General features: G+C 43.5%; 20 protein-coding genes. 4 read left to right on the forward strand and 16 right to left on the reverse strand.

Features of this window, described 5'->3' with window-relative positions:
* Positions 1 to 311: 311 nt before the first annotated feature.
* From hemN to BMX56_RS28470, 4 genes are all read right to left on the reverse strand, one after another.
* Positions 312 to 1,682, reverse strand: a complete 1,371-nt coding sequence (hemN, locus tag BMX56_RS28455) for an oxygen-independent coproporphyrinogen III oxidase (RefSeq protein WP_090653115.1) — start codon at positions 1,680 to 1,682, stop codon at positions 312 to 314.
* A complete protein-coding gene (locus BMX56_RS28460; protein ID WP_090653116.1) occupies positions 1,672 to 2,715 on the reverse strand; it encodes a 2-hydroxyacid dehydrogenase in 1,044 nt (347 codons plus the stop codon). The genes hemN and BMX56_RS28460 overlap by 11 nt, the downstream gene beginning before the upstream one ends.
* Before the next feature lie 81 nt (positions 2,716 to 2,796).
* Positions 2,797 to 3,846: a response regulator gene (locus BMX56_RS28465; RefSeq protein WP_090653117.1), complete on the reverse strand. Its 1,050-nt coding sequence runs from the start codon at positions 3,844 to 3,846 to the stop codon at positions 2,797 to 2,799.
* Entirely contained in the window at positions 3,843 to 5,030 is a 1,188-nt protein-coding gene (locus tag BMX56_RS28470) for a PAS domain-containing sensor histidine kinase (RefSeq protein WP_090653118.1), read from the reverse strand. Before BMX56_RS28470 ends, BMX56_RS28465 begins: the two co-directional genes overlap by 4 nt.
* 249 nt (positions 5,031 to 5,279) lie before the next feature.
* On the opposite strand from BMX56_RS28470, the gene BMX56_RS28475 reads away from it, so the two are divergent.
* The 4 genes from BMX56_RS28475 (at position 5,280) to BMX56_RS28495 (ending at position 10,032) form a co-directional block, all read left to right on the forward strand.
* Positions 5,280 to 6,005: an LOG family protein gene (locus BMX56_RS28475; protein ID WP_090653148.1), complete on the forward strand. Its 726-nt coding sequence runs from the start codon at positions 5,280 to 5,282 to the stop codon at positions 6,003 to 6,005.
* 113 nt (positions 6,006 to 6,118) lie between these two features.
* Entirely contained in the window at positions 6,119 to 6,514 is a 396-nt protein-coding gene (locus BMX56_RS28480) for a hypothetical protein (protein WP_090653119.1), read from the forward strand.
* Positions 6,515 to 6,823: 309 nt separating this feature from the next.
* Positions 6,824 to 8,305: a glycosyltransferase family protein gene (locus BMX56_RS28490; RefSeq protein ID WP_090653121.1), complete on the forward strand. Its 1,482-nt coding sequence runs from the start codon at positions 6,824 to 6,826 to the stop codon at positions 8,303 to 8,305.
* Between the two features lie 287 nt (positions 8,306 to 8,592).
* A complete protein-coding gene (locus tag BMX56_RS28495; protein ID WP_090653122.1) occupies positions 8,593 to 10,032 on the forward strand; it encodes a L,D-transpeptidase scaffold domain-containing protein in 1,440 nt (479 codons plus the stop codon).
* A gap of 140 nt (positions 10,033 to 10,172) precedes the next feature.
* Here the strand turns inward: BMX56_RS28495 and cysQ are convergent, their stop codons facing one another.
* The 12 genes from cysQ to BMX56_RS28555 all read right to left on the reverse strand — a co-directional run bounded on the left by cysQ (position 10,173) and on the right by BMX56_RS28555 (position 19,449).
* Positions 10,173 to 10,949, reverse strand: a complete 777-nt coding sequence (gene cysQ, locus BMX56_RS28500; RefSeq protein WP_090653123.1) for a 3'(2'),5'-bisphosphate nucleotidase CysQ — start codon at positions 10,947 to 10,949, stop codon at positions 10,173 to 10,175.
* Positions 10,950 to 10,978: 29 nt separating this feature from the next.
* Positions 10,979 to 11,662 (reverse strand): MarR family winged helix-turn-helix transcriptional regulator, encoded by a 684-nt coding sequence (locus tag BMX56_RS28505; RefSeq protein WP_090653124.1) that lies wholly within the window; start codon positions 11,660 to 11,662, stop codon positions 10,979 to 10,981.
* 57 nt (positions 11,663 to 11,719) lie between these two features.
* Positions 11,720 to 12,763: an oxygenase MpaB family protein gene (locus tag BMX56_RS28510; protein ID WP_090653125.1), complete on the reverse strand. Its 1,044-nt coding sequence runs from the start codon at positions 12,761 to 12,763 to the stop codon at positions 11,720 to 11,722.
* Positions 12,764 to 12,847: 84 nt separating this feature from the next.
* Entirely contained in the window at positions 12,848 to 13,486 is a 639-nt protein-coding gene (locus tag BMX56_RS28515; RefSeq protein WP_090653126.1) for a flavin reductase family protein, read from the reverse strand.
* A gap of 1 nt (position 13,487) precedes the next feature.
* Positions 13,488 to 14,204, reverse strand: a complete 717-nt coding sequence (locus BMX56_RS28520) for an SDR family NAD(P)-dependent oxidoreductase (protein ID WP_090653127.1) — start codon at positions 14,202 to 14,204, stop codon at positions 13,488 to 13,490.
* Positions 14,201 to 14,884, reverse strand: coding sequence for a GTP cyclohydrolase I FolE (gene folE / locus BMX56_RS28525; protein ID WP_090653128.1), 684 nt, complete (start codon positions 14,882 to 14,884; stop codon positions 14,201 to 14,203). The genes BMX56_RS28520 and folE overlap by 4 nt, the downstream gene beginning before the upstream one ends.
* A gap of 28 nt (positions 14,885 to 14,912) precedes the next feature.
* Positions 14,913 to 15,647, reverse strand: coding sequence for a lycopene cyclase domain-containing protein (locus BMX56_RS28530; protein WP_090653129.1), 735 nt, complete (start codon positions 15,645 to 15,647; stop codon positions 14,913 to 14,915).
* Entirely contained in the window at positions 15,644 to 16,102 is a 459-nt protein-coding gene (locus BMX56_RS28535; protein ID WP_090653130.1) for a sterol desaturase family protein, read from the reverse strand. Before BMX56_RS28535 ends, BMX56_RS28530 begins: the two co-directional genes overlap by 4 nt.
* A gap of 19 nt (positions 16,103 to 16,121) precedes the next feature.
* Entirely contained in the window at positions 16,122 to 16,637 is a 516-nt protein-coding gene (gene idi, locus BMX56_RS28540; protein WP_090653131.1) for an isopentenyl-diphosphate Delta-isomerase, read from the reverse strand.
* 18 nt (positions 16,638 to 16,655) lie between these two features.
* Positions 16,656 to 17,129: a hypothetical protein gene (locus BMX56_RS28545; RefSeq protein WP_090653132.1), complete on the reverse strand. Its 474-nt coding sequence runs from the start codon at positions 17,127 to 17,129 to the stop codon at positions 16,656 to 16,658.
* Positions 17,126 to 17,962, reverse strand: a complete 837-nt coding sequence (locus BMX56_RS28550; RefSeq protein ID WP_090653133.1) for a phytoene/squalene synthase family protein — start codon at positions 17,960 to 17,962, stop codon at positions 17,126 to 17,128. Before BMX56_RS28550 ends, BMX56_RS28545 begins: the two co-directional genes overlap by 4 nt.
* The gene (locus BMX56_RS28555; RefSeq protein ID WP_177183954.1) at positions 17,959 to 19,449 is read right to left on the reverse strand and encodes a phytoene desaturase family protein; all 1,491 of its coding nucleotides are present in this window, start codon (positions 19,447 to 19,449) and stop codon (positions 17,959 to 17,961) included. Before BMX56_RS28555 ends, BMX56_RS28550 begins: the two co-directional genes overlap by 4 nt.
* Positions 19,450 to 19,702: the final 253 nt, after the last annotated feature.

Genomic DNA, 19,702 nt, shown 5'->3' on the forward strand with positions numbered 1-19,702 from the left:
TATGGACATAAGCTTAAGGCAGAATGCGAAAATCAGGCTGAAGCCAACGGCAATGAATTAATGCATAAAGCTACCGTGTACCAACATCTTTTCAACAAAAAATGTCATTTCGATAGAGCAAGGGAGGGAAAAGAGCAGGGCGCGAAAAAGAAATCTTTTACGCCCTGCTATACTTACAATGCTTCGTGGAATGCAGGGTGTAAAAGATTTTTCGCTGCGCTCAAGAGATAGTTTCTCCTCTCCCCCTGTACACAATCCCCTTCAGATTCGTCGAAATGACATTTTGTTTTTAATTAATTGACACTCAATATTTATATAGCCATACTAAACAGCTGCGACGCAGGTTTATCGGCCCATAGGCGGGCATCAAGGCACATACAAATATTGCGCAGGTAGCGTTTGCCAATTTCGGTAACAGTCATCCCCAGGGCAGTTAGTTCAACCAGGCCGTCATCTGCCAGGGCATTTAATCGCTCCAGGCCATCAGCTACGGCAGCGCAAGGCTGGCCATGATGGTTCCACACTGTTTGGCCTTTGCACATAATGTTCAGGATATGTTTCCTTACAATCAAATCCTCTGCAGTTAAAATATGGCCTTTAAACACCGGCAGTTGCCCTGCAGTTGTAAGTTGCAGGTACTCGTCAACCGTTTTTACATTTTGGGCAAAAGCATACCATGAATCGCTTATAGATGATACGCCCAAGCCAATTTGCAACTGTGTATGCTGGTGGGTGTACCCCATAAAATTACGATGCAGTTTGCCATTTTGTTCTGCGTGTAAAAGCTCATCGCCAGGCAGTGCAAAATGATCCATACCAATTTCATGGTAGCCGTAGTGCATTAGCAAAGCCCTGCCGGTTTCGTGCAGTTTGGTTTTGGCGGCGGCATCGGGCAGGTCACGCTCGGTAAAACGCCTTTGGCCGGGTTTTATCCATGGCACGTGGGCATAACTGTAAAAAGCAATCCTATCCGGCCTGAATAAGGCAACTTTGTTCATAGTATCGGCAAGGCCGGCCAAAGTTTGCAAAGGCAGTCCGTATATTAAATCGTAATTGACTGATGTATAACCTATCCGGCGGGCCTGCTGGGTTACGGCCATTACCTGGTCGGCGGTTTGATGCCGGTTGATGATAAACTGCACCTTAGGATCAAAATCCTGTATCCCCAATGAAAGCCTCCTGAAACCAAGATCATACAAAACCTGCAGATGATCGACCGTTGTATTTGCCGGGTGCGCCTCAAAACTAAATTCGGCATCAGGATGAACTTTGGCTTTTTTAATAATGCCATTTATCAGCATTTGCAGGTTTTTGGGGGCAAAAAAAGTAGGTGTACCCCCGCCCAGGTGAATTTCCCTTATTACGGGCATATCGTTAAACATTGCTAAATAAATAGCCCATTCTTTTAAAACAGCCGCTATGTAAGGTTCCTCCACCCTGTGGTTTTTGGTGATACGGGTATTGCAGCCGCAATAGGTACACAGGCTTTCGCAATAAGGTAAATGAATATATAAACTGATGCCCGATTGGGCATGGCTTTCTGTAAACGAAAATTTAACCGATTGCTGCCACAATTCGGGGCTAAAGGTATTGGCATCCCAATAAGGCATTGTTGGATAACTGGTGTAGCGCGGAACAGCTACATTATATTTATCAGTTAGCAGGAGCGATTTATTTTCCATTATTAACGTCTGTCGTTATGTTGTTGGTTACCGTTTTCCGGCATTCTTTTGAACATGCGCAGGCTTTGCCTACGCATTTATTTTGCTGCCACAAATCAAGGCTTGATATGGTTGAGTTGGCAATTTCCTGCAATGCCTCGCGGGTAAGATATGCCTGGTGCGGGGTTACCAGCACATTGGGATGCTCCATCAGCTTATTTAGCAAAGGATCTTTTACAGCATCTTTTTGATGGTCTTCAAAAAATAAACCTTTCTCAAATTCATACACATCAATACCCAGGTATCCTATTTTGCCGCTTTCAATTGCCGAAAGCGCATCGGCGGTATTAATAAGCAAGCCGCGCGAGGTATTTATCAGCATCACGCCGTTTTTCATTTTCGAAATACTTTCGGCGTTTATCAAATGCTTTGTTCCTGTCATTAACGGAACGTGCAGGGTTATGATATCTGCATTTTGCAGTAAATAATCAAGCGATACCGGTTTAGCGTAAATTTCATCGGCCGGAAAAAATGGGTCGTAGCCAATAACGTTGCAGGCCAGCCCATGATAAACAGCCGCCGCGGCCCGGCCGGTATTACCTAATCCTATTATCCCTACGGTTTTTCCGGCAAAGTTAAAGCCGATGAGGCCGTCGTTCCTGAAATCAAACGCGTGGCTATGCTGATCGGCCTTCACAACCTGCCTGTTAAGGGCAAAGGCCATAGCTACGGCATGCTCGGCAATGGCTTGCGGCGAATAAGAAGGTACGTTTGCAATTTTTATATGATGCGCGGCGGCGGCATCTTTATCGATATGATCGGTACCGGACGATCGGGTAACGATATATTTTACCCCAAGTGCAGCCAGTTTTCCTATTACAACGGACGAAACATCATCATTGGTAAATACAATAACAGCATCTTTACCTTCGGCATAAACAGCAGTATCGGGCCCCAATGGATTTGAAATCAGGGTGATATCGTGCTTTTTTTGATTGGCCTTGGCCAGGTATTCTTTTTCGAAAGGTTTTATACTGTAGGCTACCGCTTTCATCGTATCTTGTTTATAAAAACAAAACTACAATTGCATAAGCAGCAATAGAATGAGCACTATCAACTCAATAAATGATTATTATCAGTTTTTCATTTTAGATAACTTTTCGGGCTGAAGAATTGTAATCAGGCTGCCTTTTTTTTCTATTATTCCTTCGTCTTTAAAGTCAGACAGCGTGCGGCTTACCGTTTCGGTAGCCATGCCGGCCATGGCGGCCAGGTCTTCGCGGGTAATTTTAATCCCCTCATTATCCGCATGCTGCCGGTGCAGTCGGCATAACGCTTCGGCCATTCTTTTACGTACCGAGTGATAAGCCAGCTGCATCAACTGATCTTCTTTATCACGAATATCATTGGCAAGTAACTTTATAAATTCCCGGGCCACTTCGGGGTAATGGCTCAGCAAGTGATCTATCTGGTCTTTAGGGATAAGGCAAAGTGTGCTATCTTCAAGCGCAGTGGCCGTATCTGAATAGGGCTCGTTAGATAAAATAGCATTAATACCCAGGTAATCTTCACCAACGTAAATACCAGTCATCAGTTCGCGTCCGTCCTCGGCAAGTTTTATTGTTTTTATACGGCCGGTTATTACAAGGTAAAGGCCGTTACCTTTATCACTCTCGTAATAAATTACCTGGTTCTTTTTAAAATGGCGGCTTTTACGCTCGCTGATTATCTTCCTTAATTCGGCCAGGCCGTCATTTTTTGCTATCAGGCCGCCCAGCCTGTCTAACGATTTACTGTAAAAGGTTTCGTGCAGTTCTTTTTTCTTCAACCGGCTTTCAATAGCATTTAAAAGTTCCATGTCATCAAAAGGCTTGGTAAGGTAATCATCAGCGCCCATTTCCATGCCTTTACGCAAATCCAGCCTTTCGGCTTTAGCCGTTAAAAATATAAAAGGAATGGCGGCTGTTTCCGGGTTTTTGTTCAGCATATATAATACGCCATAACCGTCCAGTTCGGGCATCATGATATCGCATAAAATAATATCCGGTAACTCTTTTACGGCAATCTCTACCCCTTTTTTGCCATTATTGGCATCAAAAACCTGGTAGTTGGCAAGCTCCAGAATTTCAACCACGTTTTCGCGGATGTCGTTATTATCTTCAATGATCAAAACTTTTTTATTCATGATATTGGAAAAGTTATTGTGAACAATGTACCCTGGTTAATATTGCTTTTAAACTCAACACGGCCATTCATTAAACTGGTATAGCGTGCAACAATATTAAGGCCCAATCCCGTACCGGGAATATTGCCCGTATTATGCGCACGAAAAAATGCCTCAAACAAATGTTTCTGATCGGTATCAGGTATGCCAATGCCGTTATCTTTTATAGTTATAATACAGTTGCTATCGGCAATTTCGGTATTAAACTCGATAAAAGTATTCTCGCCCGAATATTTGATGGCATTTGACATCAGGTTAATAACACAATTTTTAAGCAGGTTAGGGTCGAGGTTTACTATACTGCGCGTGCCGGTGTGCTGATAAATAATACTTTGGTTTTGCTTGGCAACCATTTGCAGCTCTTCGGTTATTTCTTCCGAAAATTTCACCAGGTCAAACGGTGTACAGGTTGGCTCAACCCGGCCGGCCTCCAATTTCTCAAGCGACAGAAAATCGTTAAGGATGGTTGTTAAATTGCCAACCGCGTTTTTAATTTTTGCTACATGCTTGCGGATGTTGGCATTATCATAAGGCTGGGCATATTTTTCTATTAGCGACGCCGATAGCTGCACGGCGCTTAAAGGCGTCCTGAACTCGTGCGAGGCCATAGATACAAAACGGCTTTTTAAATGCCCCAGTTCCTTCTCTTTTTCAAGCGAAACACTCACCTCTTCTTTTGCCTGTTGCAGTGCGCCTACTGTATTTTTAAGTGTTTGTGTACGCTGCTCAACCAAATCTTCCAGGTGGGCGGCATAATCCCGCAACTGCTCCTCGGCTTCTTTTTCCCTTGAAAGGTCGTGTATAAAACCGGCGTAAATCTTTCTGCCGGCAAAATCAACTTCGCTTACTGCAAGTCTGAAGGGGAAGGTTGTACCATCTGTTCGCAAACCTGTAACCTCCCGTCCAATGCCTATAATATGAGGATCGTTTGTTTGTTGATAACGGTGGATGTACTCGTCATGTTGTGCCTTATATGGCTGCGGCATCAGTACCGATATATTTTTGCCAATAACATCTTCCGGCGTACACAAAAACAGCTTGCAAGCCGAAGGGTTAATCGTTTCTACGATGCCCCGTCCGTTGATAGTTATTATACCATCAATAGCGTTTTCAATAATAGCTTTTAGTAAGGCCGCATTTTCCATATACAGGTGTTTTCCATAAACTGATAAACATCACAAATATTAGCATAAACAGCCGATTAAAATATAATTGTTTTCATGTATAAATGTGACGATGATCATTTTTTATTCGTTTACGCTATAGTGCCTGGCCCGGCCGCCCGGTAAACTGACAACAAACATGTACTATAATGTTCGTTGTCATGTTTTGAGCAATAAATAACTTAAACCTTTACGTTGTATTTGATGGATATTAACCTAATAAAAATAAACATGAATAATGCAGAGATACAATTTCTTGAAGGCCCGCAATCAAGGTTAAGCGAACTCAAATTTACGTTTAAAACCATGGCCGATCTGATACACGGCGTTAGGGCCCTGCATTTTATTGGCCCGTGTATAACCGTTTTCGGATCGGCCAGGTACCCGGAAGATCACCCTTACTACCAGCTTACCAGGAAGGCGGCCGGCGAATTTGCCAGGCTTGGTTTTACTATTCTTACGGGTGGCGGCCCCGGATTGATGGAAGCTGCCAACCGTGGCGCCAAAGACGTTGGGGGCCGCTCGGTTGGCTGTAATATTCAGCTGCCAGTTGAACAAAAACCCAATCCCTACCTGGATAAGTGGGTGTACATGAAGCACTTTTTTTTGCGTAAGGTTTTACTGGTAAAATACTCGTTTGCATTTATAGTGATGCCTGGCGGCTACGGCACTTTAGATGAATATTTTGAAGCGCTTACCCTTATCCAAACACATAAAATAAACAATTTTCCGGTAATCATTTTCGGTACAGAATACCACAAAGAACTGGTTAAGCATATACAGGTTATGAAAGAGAACGCCACAATAGGCGAACTTGACGCCAGCCTTTGCCTGGTTACCGATGATATTGAAGAGGCTGTAAACCTTATCAAAGAAAAAAGCATTAAACAATATGGCCTGAAAGCAAAAGCTAAGCCTAAACCAATTAAATGGTTGTTTGAGCGTGCTCTTAATTAACTTAAAGATGACCACGATCATTTTTTATGTATAAAAGGCCGGCTAATTTTACCGGCGAAGCAATAATGCAATCTTAAATAATTAGTAAATTAAATATGCAATCTACCACATCAATGTCTGCACGTTCTTTACAGTACTACGTAATAGCGCGGCGCTGGTTATCCGATCTTGAGTTTTTTAAGATAGAAACATCGTTCCTGCAAAGGTTATTGGATAAGCATATTGCCAATTTGCAGGATGCCAATCATATCCATAAATTAATTGCCGCCGGGAAAGCTTTAAAACACCTCCAGGATACAGAAGTTGAAGAGTTGCTGACAAGACAGGTAAGGCTGCTGGAACTCATGTCTGAAGATATTATACCCGAAGATACCGATGCACTTGCGCCTACCCAGGTAAAGCTGGCCTATTTTATGACCAACCTTACCCGCGAATTCAGGCAGGTTAAGCAAGACCTGTTTAATTTGGTACTGGATACTGCACAAGTTAATAAAACTATTACCACCTAACTGACGCCTTATTATTAACAGTTAAAGCGCCTGTTTATACGGGCGCTTTTTTATTTCCAGGCAACAACGTTATATTTAAGCATCTGCCTATTATGGGTACCAAAAATTCATGGATGGTAACTTCAAATGGTAAAATAAAAAAACACAACCGGCAAAGCTGCTATCCTTCCTTTAGGCATCCGATTATTGCATTCTACCGCCTCCTCTCAAAACCGGCAAAATCATTAATCGGGACGTTTGGGGTTACAAAAGGTATATTTTATATCAGCACCTTCAGGCAGGTACACTGAATTTTGTTAACTTTCAAGCATGAATAAACCGGGCCTGTTTAAACTTTTGATCTTCTTTATTATCTCACTGGGGGTATTATTATCCGTTTACCAGTTTCTTTACAACAGAAGTTTATGGAATGATGAAGCTACATTATCTTTAAATATTATCCATAAAAGCCCTGCTAAATTACTTAAACCGTTAGATCTTGCCCAGGTTGCCCCTTTGTTGTTTTTGGAAATTGAGCATTTCACCTTTTATTTTATTTCAGGAACCGAATACGGATTAAGGTTGTTCCCTTTATTGAGTTTTATAGCCTCCATATTCTTTTTATATCAGATTCTTAAAATTGCGTTTAAAAATCGCGCAACACATATTTTTGCTTTATCGTTATTTGTATTTAATTCTGTTTTACTTTACTATTCAAGTGAGGTTAAGCAGTATATGAGCGATGTACTGGTTGCCAATGTGCTATATTATTGTTTACTAAAAACCTATAAGCGCGATTTCAACAGGTACATTACCCTGGCTATTGTTGGCGCGGTATCTATCTTTTTATCAAACATCTCCATTATCATATTATTTACATTTGGCTTATACCTCATTTTTAATAGTTACAAAAAAAAGGCATGGCATCCGGGTATTATCTATGTATTTTTAACATGGTCAATAACGTTTGGAATATATTATTTTTCCTTCATCCTAAATCACCCAACAAGAGATTATATGGTAGGGTATTGGTCAAGAGAGCAGGCGTTCCTTCCCCTAAACCCATTAAGCCGGAGTTTTTATCTTTTCCTTTTCGCAAAAAGCCAGATGATTTTTTACTTTTTGTTCGGGTATGGCAACCTTGGGAAGATTTTTTTTCCTTTACTATTTTTAACTGGCATTTTTAATTTATACAGCAGAAAAGCATTTGGCAGTATCATGCTCATCACATTGCCAATTATGGTGCATTTAGCACTATCCGGGCTCAAAATGTATCCTTTTGATAAGCGCCTGATATTGTATCTGTATCCAATTTTTATTATCACAATAGCTTTTGGATTCGATTTTTGCAGGGTAAAGCTGGCAGGCATAGTAAAACCTAAAGTACTTGCGAAGCTGGCACCTGTTGTGGTAGTTATACCCATCTATTTTTGCTCCTTCGTTTACTTTAATTCTTTCCCAATGGTGCATACGGAGATAAAACAGAGCATTAATTTTATCAAATCCAGGCTGGAAGATAACCAGCGGGTGTATGTTTACTATGATTTAGTGCCGGCTTTTACATATTATAACCAAACCCGGTTTATGAACCTAAAGAATCCTGTTACTTATGGATTTTACGACCCGGACCGAAATAACTATATAAACCAGTTGAAACTATTGAAAGGTAAAAATTGGCTTTTGCTAAGTTATGAAGGTACGGATGCAGAAAAATTTATAATTGGTACATTAGATAAATTGAAATACAAAAAAATTGAATCATATACATTTGGCGGCGCAAGCGCATATTTATATGACTTTGGTAACCAATAACGTATCCCCGACAATGGCCCGCACATGGGGCTGGTTGTTGTAACAACCCGGTCGGGATGGCTATGGCTTTTATCCCTGTGCATCAGAAACAGTTAAATACCGCACAAGTTTAATAACGCTATTACAACCTAATTGAAGCCTTATTATTAACAGTTTGAGTGCCTGCTTATGTGGGTATTTTTCATTTTCCCCGGAGTTTTATCGTGTTTAAAATCAAAATTAAACATGCCCAAAGTCATTATTTAAGGGCGTTCAATCATCCATTTTTACGCTATAATCCCATTAGCATGAAATCGAATTTAACCAAGTGCATTTTGTTGGCAGGCATAACCATGTTCATGCTATCAGGTGCCCGCGTTGAAAGTGCATTTGCGTTCAACAATAACATTAACCCTGTTGATAGCTTAGGCAACGAGATTCAAAAGCAATTAGCCGATAAGGATGTAAGGCTGCAATTATACTACCCCAAATCGGTAAGCCGCTTATATACACAAACGGGCTTTATGCCGGTGTGGATAAAACCGCAAAACTATGAAGGGCCAGCCTGGCAAGCCATGCAAATGATTGATTGCGTTTTGCAATTCGGACTTTCGCATGCCGACTACCATCCTAAAGAATTGATTAATGACCAATTACATAACATATTGGATACCCCAAAAAAGGTGCGAATTCAGCAACAGGCCATGTTTGATATTATGCTGACGGATGCCATCATTAACCTGATTAATAACCTGCATTACGGAAAGCTAAACCCCGAGTACCCGGCAAGCAAAATTGACGCTTTGACCGATGCGGCCTTCATGGCCGATAAAACACTGACGCTTGCCCTGCTGCAAAAAAAATTAATAACAGCCATAGCTGCAGTTCAGCCTGCCATGCCTGAATACGCAGACCTGCGCCGAAAACTTTACCTGCTTGAAGGCCTCCGCCAAAATAATTGTTACGAGCTTCCGCAAGCGCAGGAACGCAAGATTGCCATTAATATGGAACGACTGAGATGGATAAATACCGGCGACAGGTATTACATACATATCAATATTCCATCGTACACTTTAAAATTGCATATTAAAGATTCGACCTGTAGTTTTAAAGTTATTGTAGGCAGGCCAGAAACGCCAACACCAACCCTGCAAAGCGCCGTTAACTATTTAACAACTGCCCCCGAATGGAAAGTTCCTGCAGCAATGTTCGCCGGCACCGTATTGCCAAACGCTATTAATGATACCGCGTACCTTAACAATAACAATTACGGCATATATAGCCAGGCCGGCGACTTTATTGACCCAACCCCGGCGAACCTAACCAAAATAAAAAACAACCCCACGCAATACTATGCCAGGCAAACCATCGGCTGCGACAATGCGCTTGGGCTGGTGGTATTCCGTTTTGATAACGTTTATAAAATATACCTGCATGATACCCCGCAGCTATCGTTATTTGCCAAAAAGAACCGGGCTTTAAGCAACGGCTGTATCCGCATTGAACAAGCACGCCGGTTTGCAATACTTTTATTAAAAAATGACGACTCGGCCGACAAGATCAAGGTACTGGATAAAGGGCTGAACACTTATTTTAAGCAAAACATCTACCTTAAGAAAGCCATGCCCATCAAAATCACTTATTTAACCTGCGAAATAAAAGATGGTGAACTGATAAGCCTTACCGACATCTATAACTTAGATAACAGCCTGGAGATGGCTTTGTATGGCACCGATAAACTTTTATAAGTTTCCTTAATGTGCAGGATTTGGAAAAACGTTAAACTCAATCGCTCAATATGTACTTACCGTTTTTTCAATCCCCTATCTACTTTCCAATTATCCTTTACAGCTTTCGCCTGGCAAATCGATTTGGTTAATATTCTCCCCTATCCTACCTTCACCAGGAAACTTCCGTTTAATAACGATGGTTTGTTGTATTCAAATGGCTGACCATCGGGCCTGGTCATTACGGCGCCACTATAAATGGCAATGGCCTGGCCGGCGGCGGTATCCCACTCCATGGTGGGGCCATGGCGGTAGTAAATATGGGCTTTACCTTCGGCTATCAGGCAAAACTTAATGGAACTGCCAATGGAAATAGTAGCCGAAACAGGGTATCGCGCCAGCAGCTCCGCTTCCTCAGCTGATGCATGCGACCGGCTGCCTACAGATATCCATTCCTTCGCGTTCACGTCGGCATAAATTTGCGTTTTTCCGCCTTCGGCTGTTTCTTTCCAGCTGCCAATCCCTTCACCTCCATAATAAAGCACATCGGTTACCGGTACGTAGATGATGCCTAAAACGGGGATATTGTTATGCATAAGCGCAATGTTCACGGTAAACTCGCCGTTGCGTTTAATAAACTCCCTGGTGCCGTCAAGCGGATCAACACACCAGTAGTACTCCCAATTTTTCCTGGTCTCATAGGGAATATCCTTGCCTTCTTCAGAAATTATAGGGATATCGGGAGTAAGCGCGGTTAAACCTTCGGTAATAATATCATGTGATACCTTATCTGCCAGCGTTAAGGGCGACAAGTCATCTTTCAGCGTTACCTCGATGTGCGTATTGTAAACTGTTAAAATACCGGCGCCGGCTTGCTTTGCCAATAACAATAACGCGGTAAGTTCGGCTGGCGAGATGATTGAGGTGCTATTTTCCATATGGCTTCACAAAACGTTAGGTTTGATTTTTAATCAACGCCCTCTTCAATAAATGCTTTCATATCGGCTTTTGTGCTGATGGTTTTCTTTTCATGATGTTCATAATGAAAATCTTCCAGCTTTTGAAGCAGGTGCTGCAGCGTAAGTTTCTCGGGAATACTGAGTTTGCCGGTTATCATTTTGCCTGCATAGCTGGTATCCACAAAAACCTCGTATAATAACTGCTTGCCCTTATCGGTAATACCCACGTATTTGCCGCGTTTGTCTTCAGGGTTGTCCCATTGCCTGGCCAGGCCAGCAGCTATCAGCCTCCTGATCACCTCTGTGCCCGATGTTTTTTCCTGCAGGTTATAATTAATCAACTCGCTTTTTGTTAAATGATCATGCGTAAGCAAAATAGCCAGCCCGGTAAATTCCTCGGCGGTTTGCAGGGGGGTGCCATCCAGCGCTTTTTTAATATAGAATTTGGCATAACGGCTCATGAAAACAAACAGCCTGCCTATATTATTATCAAGCTGGTACGCCACTTCAAGAGCCATTTTTTCGCTTTTACCAAAACGGACATCACCATTAACATATTCGTCTGTTGGGTCGGCTACATGGTTAAGTAAAAAACCGGTAAAATCCTGAATAGAAACTTCATCGCCTTTATGCTCTTTCTCCATCTCTTCTACAAGGCTTATCAATTGATGAATGAGTTTGTATGATTTCATGATTTTTCTATTTACCGGTTACTACCATTTGTTGCCAAATTTATAAGTTTTATCTTGTTATGCTGTTTTCTGCTTTTTGAACTCCGAATAGGCTCTACTATAAGCCGTTTGCGGATCTTTTTCGGGCTTAAAGCCTTTGAACAAATTTATAGTGCGCAACAGCGTTAATTTATAAGCGGGCAAAACAGGCGCATCAATGCCCAGTATATCGGCAACATCAGCACCCAGTAAATAACGCATTAGCCCAAGTATCTCTTTGGCTGTGGCTTTACCCTCGTTAACCGATACGATATGTGTTGTAAGTGTTTGTGTAAGCCGGCGGCCATGTTCCGAAACGCAAAACTGGCGGGCATTAATGGTATGGTCAAGCAGCTGGGCCATTTTTGAGGTTGTGGGGATTAAATCCTCCTGAAGGCCTGATAAATAGCCGATAACATTCCATAAGTGAATATAGGCTTCCTGGTCGGCCTCACTCACGGTAAAGCCCATAAGACGCAGACCACGGATAACGATTAGGGAAAACGAAAGATTAGTACCGGCCATATCTTCCTGGTTGATAGGAAATCCCCAGGCATCGTCCCATTTACCGCTTTGCAGCGTATAGTAGCGTACGGCGGCATGCATTAGCCTTACCTTCAGTATTTCGGTAAAACCATTCCCATCGCCTGCAAAAGCGCCGGGCGCCATTATTTCCCAAACAAATACTGCGGTTTCGTGCAGTCTTTTACTGGTTTCATTTCTCATCCGCTCCGAAAGATAGAGCACCATGGCGCCATTGGCAGCGGTGTAACAATACGGAAGCGAAAGCAGGCCCAGCAAAGTCATAATAGTTTCGGCATGCCTTGCAAAAAAAGCAGCCCCGATTTTCATTAGCCTGGGACTGGCCCATGCCGGCAAACAATTGGCTTCATTTATGAATGCCACACCCGGAAATTGCTCAGTTAACCGGCTATAGCCCGCGGCACCACTTAACCAAAGCTGCAAATCCTTTTTCAAACCGGCATCCTTAAAAGCCTGGGCAATAAACGCATCGGCAGGCTGGTCGCCCAGCAATCTTTTGCCGTTCAAAAACTCGTTGGTATAAGTATGGTGCCCACTCATTTTAATTCATTGATTGAATAATAGCTCCTGCTGCAAGCCTTCTGCTCTTCATTGCTGCATTAATCGAGCCATTCATTTGCCCGTTTATAATTCTATTTCTTTAGGTTGAACACCCGGTTTTGCGTACGCCAGGCGGCCCAAAGGCTGCGGCAGGTAATAGCTATCCAATCCAGACACCGTCATGGTGCCCGCGGCAACATGATTCACCGTTCCGTCATCGGCTATCAGGCTATCATCGGCCATTAGTAATACTACCTCGCCTATCACCATGGTAGTGCCATTTATTGCCAGCTCTGTCATCTCCCGCAGTTCGAGCCCCATCCGCAAGGTGGAGTTTGCAACAAAGGGTGCCAGGAAACCCCGGCTATACATTTTTTTAAATCCGCACTCGTCAAATTCCGACACGCCAGACGGGTAGCTTGCACTGGTTTGATGCGCCTGCTTGTACCATGCCGGCAGCACATTGTTAAGGGTATATTGCCCCACCTGGCTAATGTTACGCAGGGTATCATTATGTTCGCGCTCGGGCCGGATGATCATACCGAACAACGGCGGGTTTGACCCAAGGTGAAAAACCGAACTAACCAAACACAGGTTGGTTATACCATTGGGGTTAATGGTACCCAACAGGTTAAGCGATTTAAAGCCGTTTAAACTATTTACCAGGTTAACCCGGTACCGTTTTTCCATAGCCGCAAATTGCCCGCTATTAATACTTGCCATATCAGTTTGTTTTCAATTTACCCAATCCGCCATCAATACCTATAACCTGGCCCGTTATCCAGCTGCTATCGTCCGACAATAAAAAAGCAATGGCCTGGCTAATATCTTCGGGCTGCCCATATTTACCCATGGGGTGCCTTTTTGCTGATGCTTCCTTTTTTTCGGGGGTACTTAACAGGTTTTGCGCCATGGGGGTATCTGTTAACGATGGCGCAACAACGTTTACCCTTATTTTTTGACCGGCCAGTTCGGCCGCCAAGGACAGGGCCATCCCTTCGAGCCCGCTTTTAGCTGCCGCTATACTGGCGTGATATGGCATACCTGTTTTTGCCGCTACCGAACTTACAAATACTACAGATGATGAACCCGAGGCCTTTAACGCTTTTAGCGCCTGCTGTACAACCCGGGCCGCACCTACCACGTTTAGCTGGTAATCATTCAAAAAATCAACATCGGTAAGCCTGCCGAATGGCTTTAAATTGATGCTGCCAACAGCGTAAACTACGCCGTGCAATACTTCGGGAAAAAAAGTGGCTGCAGTTTCCAGATTGCCGGTAACATCAGCTGCCAGGTGCTTAACACCCTGCGGCAAACTGGCAGACAGGTTCCTGGAGATAACATAAACCTGTGCCCCGGCCTGGCTAAGCTGTTTAACCAGGGCCAGCCCGATGCCCGAGCTGCCGCCCGCTACCACAATATTTTTGCCATGAAAATTCATGAGCCTATGTGTTTAAGAAATTCATTTTTTGTTTCGGGATTAAGGAATTTGCCGCTGTACTCGGCCGTAATAGTTGTACTGCCTGTATCCCTTGCACCCCGGCTGGAAACGCAATGGTGGTAAGCATCTACTATTACCGCCACATCTTCTGTCCCCAGTGCCTCTTTTATCAGGCCTGCAATTTGTATCGTAAGCCTTTCCTGTACCTGCGGCCTTTGCGAGCAGTATTGAACAATCCTGTTAAGTTTTGACAAGCCAATTACCTGCCCGTTGCTGATATAAGCAACATGAGCTTTGCCCACAATAGGCACAAAGTGATGCTCACAATTGCTAAATACCGCTATATTTTTTTCAACCAGCATCTGGTTGTAATTAAATGGGTTTTTAAAAAGCGTGGGCACAGGCTTGTTAGCCGGGTTTAAGCCGCTAAATATCTCCTTAACATACATTTTGGCAACCCGCTTAGGCGTATCTTTCAGGCTATCATCGTCCAGGTCCATGCCTAACACATGCATAATGCCGGCAAAATGCTTTTCAATCAATTCTATTTTAGTTTCATCGTCAAGCTCAAAAGCGTCGCTGCGCAAAGGTGTATCAAATGCCGAACCAGCATGTTCCAGTGCAGCATCGGCAAAATCGTTGCCCCTATCGTTTTTAATTAAAGTATCGTTGTTTATCATTAATATATTTGAGTGTTCGGTGTACAATTCAACCCAGGTTTATAACTGGCGCCATTTTTTTAGCAAGTTCATTGTGGCGGCGTTGCTTATCCCCTATCCATGAATAAATTATTACGTTTAAAAGTATCAGGTCCATACCATAAAAAACATCTTCAACGGGTATGGTCAGGATGCGGATATTGAGCATTTGTGCCGGGTTATACCAAACAACCGGCTGCTGCAAACCTGTGCCAGTAAGCAACCCGTTCACAATTAAAAATGGCAATAATAATATAAGGTAACTCACATAAAAACCGGGTAACCAGGTTACCTGCAAAACAAACCTTGCTACAAAAACCAGGATGGCCAGCGCCGTAAAAGTGAAGGTTGTGTAGCTTAAATTCCTGAAAAACACCGCCATAAAAACCGATGAAGCTACCAGGGCAATGCTAATGGCAGATTCCAGCGCCTTTGGTATATTTTTTTTGATGAGCATATTAAGGCACACGTAAGAAAAAACACAGGAATAAGGAATACATACAAAAAACAGCACTTCCTCAATGGGCAGGTTACCAACATTTATGCCGATAAGGTAAGCCGGATTAAACCCCCATATTTTCAGGTGCGTAAAATACATGTCCCACCCAATAAAAAGCAAACCCGTAATAAGCACTGCCGGAAAAAAGGCCGGCCAGCTTTTGTAAAACTTTAGCTTTGGATGAAACGAAAACAGAAAAGGTACCAGGATTGAAAAAAAATCAATCAACAGATAAGTGTTTTTCATGCGGGCTGACTGTTTTTGTTTTCGCGGAAATATTTAAGAGGAACCCATAGCATGCCAAAACATTCGCCTTCTTCTTTCCCAATATGCTTATGGTGCATTTTATGCGCCCTGCGAATGGCCTTTAAATACCTGTTTTGCGAGTTGCGCAATACTTTGATGCGCTGATGTATAAATAAATCGTGCACAAAAAAGTAACAGGCACCATAAAGCGTTATACCGGTACCCACCCAAGTAAAAACCGGCATAGCTCCTAAGGTACCCACAGCCAGGCAACTGATACCCGGTATAGCGAAGATGAGAAAAAACAGGTCATTTTTTTCCAGGTATCCGGGCTGTTCTTTTTTATGATGATCACGGTGCCATACCCATAACAAACCGTGCATTACATATTTGTGGGTGAGCCAGGCAACACCCTCCATGCCCATAAAAGTGATTATGATAATTAGAGCGTTCATTATTGCAGATTAATTGGGGTTATTGGTAATAATTTGCGCGCACCTGCTCAAAGCATATCTTTAGCCATTCGGTATAATCGGCAGGATGTTCATACAGCTCCCGGGCAAGGTCTTCAAGGCTGATGTACCTGTAGGCTTCTACCTCGCCGGGCGATGGATTGGGCGCTGTATTGCTTACGCCAAAAAATACGTGGTCATATTCGTTTTCAACAATGTTTGCCTGCAATACCGAGCGATAGCTGAAACTAAAAACGTGGTTTAGCGGGCAATCCATACCCATCTCTTCCATCAAGCGGCGATGGGCAGCCTCAAGTGTATCCTCACCAGGCCGCGGATGGCTGCAGCAGGTGTTTGTCCATTTACCGCCCGAGTGGTACTTATCCAGTGCCCGTTGCTGCAACAGCAACTCGCCTTTGAGGTTAAAAACAAATACCGAAAATGCACGGTGCTTTTTATCCTTCAGGTGGGCCTCCATCTTTTCCATGGTACCCACCTGGTTATCATCATCATCAACCAAAATAACACGCTCTTCCATCGTACCTGTATTAAATTATCATTTGCTTTTGGGGGCCGCCAAAGCTTTATTTACCATCAGTTTTAAATCGGTATCATCAAGTTTGTAACGGTTGGCCCTTAAAAATGCTCCGTCTTTTTGCAAACTACCATTGTATCCTAAAAACGCCGGGGCATTTGCCTGTATGTTGTAACGCAACAACCGCATCTCTACATTCAGTGTATCGCGGACTATGGCGTTTTCCATTATTAATTTACCAGCGTTGAATTTTTTGAACTTACTGAAAGGGCTGCCGGTAAACCTGGCCTGTAAAACCTGGGCCACACCTTTGTAACAACTCAGTATAGGCGCCGCGCTGCTATCAACTGTTGTGGTAAGCTGCAGCAATTTTGCCGACGAGTCTTTGTCGGTTACCGCATACCTGTAAAGCGACCGCAACTGTTTTAGCGGCGGCCCCTGCTGCTGCGGGCTAAGTAAGGGAAGCATCAGCGTAATATATAGGGCAAGCTTCATAACACGTTTAACTTGTAGCGCACCAGCGAATCAAACATCAGCCAAAATTTATGCCCGTTTGATACCCGGATCCGTTTGTCCAATACTTTTTCGGCCGGTACATTGGCTATTTTACGAAACAGCTGCCTGTAATAAACATAGGCCAGGTAAACCCCTTTCCGGCATGACCGCGGCAGCTGCCTGATACCGGCCAGGGCCTCATTAAACTCGCGATGTATATCCTCCTCAATAGCCTTTTTATCACTATCAGAAAAAGCAGACAGGTTTACCTCCGGAAAATAGGTGCGGTTAAGTTCCCGGTAATCGGCGTTGATATCACGCAAAAAATTTACTTTTTGAAAAGCCGACCCCAGCTTCATAGCCGGCAGGCGCAGCCGCTCAAAATCGGCAGCGTTGCCGTTGGTAAACACATGCAGGCACATCAGCCCCACCACCTGAGCCGATCCAAGGATGTATTCTTCATACTTATCCGGTGTATATTCCTGTGCGGCCAGGTCCATTTCCATACTTTTTAAAAACTGCCTTATAAGGCCGTGTTCAATGCGGTACTTATTAACCACCTGCTGAAACGAATTAAGCACCGGGTTTATGCTGATGCCGCGGCTAATGGCCAGGAAAGTTTCTTCCTTAAATTCTTCCAGCAAGGCAGCTTTGGGGTACTCATGAAAACTATCTACAATTTCGTCGGCCAGCCTCACAAAGCCATAAATGGCGTAAATGGGCGCCCGCAGCTCCTTCTTCAAAAAATAGATGCCCAGCGAAAAACTGGTACTATACAGCCGGGTAGTTTCCCTGCTGCATGTGGCAGATAACTTGTCGAATGTCGCTTTCATTTATTTTGGTTGATGTAGTTGATCAGTTGACGGGCCGAAACCTTGCCCGATATGATTGACGGCGGCACACCGGGGCCCGGCACGGTAAGCTGCCCGGCATAAAACAAATTATTTACCCGGCGGTTGCTGATGGATGGTTTTAAGTTGGCCGTTTGCATCAGCGTGTTGGCCAGCCCATAGGCATTCCCTTTGTATGAATTATAATCGGCCATAAAATCATTTACGCAATAGCTTTTTTTATAATCAAGCTGTTTGCGGATAGCCATGCCCGTAAAATCTTCCAGTCTATCCATAATCAAATCAAAATATTTGGCCCTCAGGGTATCATCATCCTTAATTCCCGGCGCAAGCGGCATCAGGATAAACAGGTTTTCGTGACCGGGCGGCGCCACGGCATCATCCGATTTTGAAGGACAGCAAACATAAAAAAGCGGTTTCGACGGCCATTGCGGTTCCTTATATATTTCCACCGCGTGTTGTTCAAGGTCGGCATCAAAAAAAAGGGTGTGGTGGTCAAGGCGGTCAATTTTGCAGGTTACGCCAAGGTAAAAAATGAGGCTCGATGGCGCCATCACCCGCTTATCCCAATAAGCTTCTTTATAGTTTCTTAACCGGGGCTCCAGCAGCTTCTCTTCCACATGGTGGTAATCGGCGGCGGCTATAACGCCATCATAAGCCTTACTGTCATCGCCGGTAACAACGGCCGAAATCCGGTTTTTATCAACCCTGATAGCAGTAACCGCAGTACCGGTTTTAAATTTTACCCCCTGCGATGCGCAAACTTGCTGCATGGCATCTATTACTTTGCCAAAACCACCTTTTGGGTACCAGGTACCCAACTGCAGGCCCGCATAATTCATAAGGCTGTATAAAGCCGGAGTATCCTGGGGCATGGCGCCCAAAAACAATACCGGGAACTCCATAAGCGCAATTAGCCTGGGGTTTTTAAAAAACCCGCGCACATGCTTGCTAAAAGCGGTGAACACCTGCAGTTTAAAAACACCTTTAAACAGGTCCCAATCCAAAAATTCGGTAAGCGACAAACCCGGCTTGTAAACCAGTTTATCCATCCCTGTTTTATATTTATAAGCGGCCTCGGCCAAAAACGCCTTTAATTGCGCCGCGCTACCCGTTTCTATCGATTCAAACAGCCGGCATAAAGCATCAAAATCGGCAGGTATGGCCAATACATCATTTTTGCCAAACACTACCGTAAAACCGGGATCCAGTTGCTGTAGTTCATAAAAATCTGCCGGTTTGCAGCCAAAGTCGGCGAAGAATTTTTCGAACACTTCGGGCATCCAGTACCAGCTTGGCCCCATATCAAACATATACCCGTTATCGGTAGTTAACTGCCTTGCCCTGCCACCAGTTACCAAATTTTTTTCAATCACATCCACCTGGTAACCGGCTTTGGCCAGGTACGCAGCAGCACTTAACCCGGCAAAACCCGAGCCTATAACAGCAATGTTGGTAGTATCGTTCAAAATCACTTAAATGATTGTTTATGTAAATATGGATTATCGTTGGGGATAAACCAATTATTGAATAAACAAATATAGTACTTAATTGTATTTAATAGCAATAAAATAATACAATTAAGTACTAAAAAAATGAATATAGCAGATGATGCAGGAATAAATGGATTTTAATTGCTTAAGCTACCCATGTTTTAAAAGAAAAACTTTAAAAACAGTGTTTGTATGCCCAAGCTTTACCAGGTAAGTCAGGATAGCCCTA

Source organism: Mucilaginibacter sp. OK283, assembly GCF_900110415.1.
In the GTDB taxonomy this organism is placed as follows: domain Bacteria; phylum Bacteroidota; class Bacteroidia; order Sphingobacteriales; family Sphingobacteriaceae; genus Mucilaginibacter.

Coding starts and splice junctions, on each gene's coding strand:
- BMX56_RS28465 (WP_090653117.1), bottom strand. CDS start 3,846: ATGAATAAAAAAGTTTTGATCATTGAAGATAATAACGACATCCGCGAA.
- BMX56_RS28550 (WP_090653133.1), bottom strand. CDS start 17,962: ATGAAAGCGACATTCGACAAGTTATCTGCCACATGCAGCAGGGAAACT.
- BMX56_RS28460 (WP_090653116.1), bottom strand. CDS start 2,715: ATGAAAGCGGTAGCCTACAGTATAAAACCTTTCGAAAAAGAATACCTG.
- BMX56_RS28480 (WP_090653119.1), top strand. CDS start 6,119: ATGTCTGCACGTTCTTTACAGTACTACGTAATAGCGCGGCGCTGGTTA.
- cysQ (WP_090653123.1), bottom strand. CDS start 10,949: ATGGAAAATAGCACCTCAATCATCTCGCCAGCCGAACTTACCGCGTTA.
- BMX56_RS28520 (WP_090653127.1), bottom strand. CDS start 14,204: ATGAATTTTCATGGCAAAAATATTGTGGTAGCGGGCGGCAGCTCGGGC.
- BMX56_RS28505 (WP_090653124.1), bottom strand. CDS start 11,662: ATGAAATCATACAAACTCATTCATCAATTGATAAGCCTTGTAGAAGAG.
- BMX56_RS28510 (WP_090653125.1), bottom strand. CDS start 12,763: ATGAGTGGGCACCATACTTATACCAACGAGTTTTTGAACGGCAAAAGA.
- BMX56_RS28545 (WP_090653132.1), bottom strand. CDS start 17,129: ATGAAGCTTGCCCTATATATTACGCTGATGCTTCCCTTACTTAGCCCG.
- BMX56_RS28530 (WP_090653129.1), bottom strand. CDS start 15,647: ATGAAAAACACTTATCTGTTGATTGATTTTTTTTCAATCCTGGTACCT.
- BMX56_RS28490 (WP_090653121.1), top strand. CDS start 6,824: ATGAATAAACCGGGCCTGTTTAAACTTTTGATCTTCTTTATTATCTCA.
- hemN (WP_090653115.1), bottom strand. CDS start 1,682: ATGGAAAATAAATCGCTCCTGCTAACTGATAAATATAATGTAGCTGTT.
- BMX56_RS28475 (WP_090653148.1), top strand. CDS start 5,280: ATGAATAATGCAGAGATACAATTTCTTGAAGGCCCGCAATCAAGGTTA.
- BMX56_RS28515 (WP_090653126.1), bottom strand. CDS start 13,486: ATGGCAAGTATTAATAGCGGGCAATTTGCGGCTATGGAAAAACGGTAC.
- BMX56_RS28470 (WP_090653118.1), bottom strand. CDS start 5,030: ATGGAAAATGCGGCCTTACTAAAAGCTATTATTGAAAACGCTATTGAT.
- BMX56_RS28495 (WP_090653122.1), top strand. CDS start 8,593: ATGAAATCGAATTTAACCAAGTGCATTTTGTTGGCAGGCATAACCATG.
- idi (WP_090653131.1), bottom strand. CDS start 16,637: ATGGAAGAGCGTGTTATTTTGGTTGATGATGATGATAACCAGGTGGGT.
- BMX56_RS28535 (WP_090653130.1), bottom strand. CDS start 16,102: ATGAACGCTCTAATTATCATAATCACTTTTATGGGCATGGAGGGTGTT.
- folE (WP_090653128.1), bottom strand. CDS start 14,884: ATGATAAACAACGATACTTTAATTAAAAACGATAGGGGCAACGATTTT.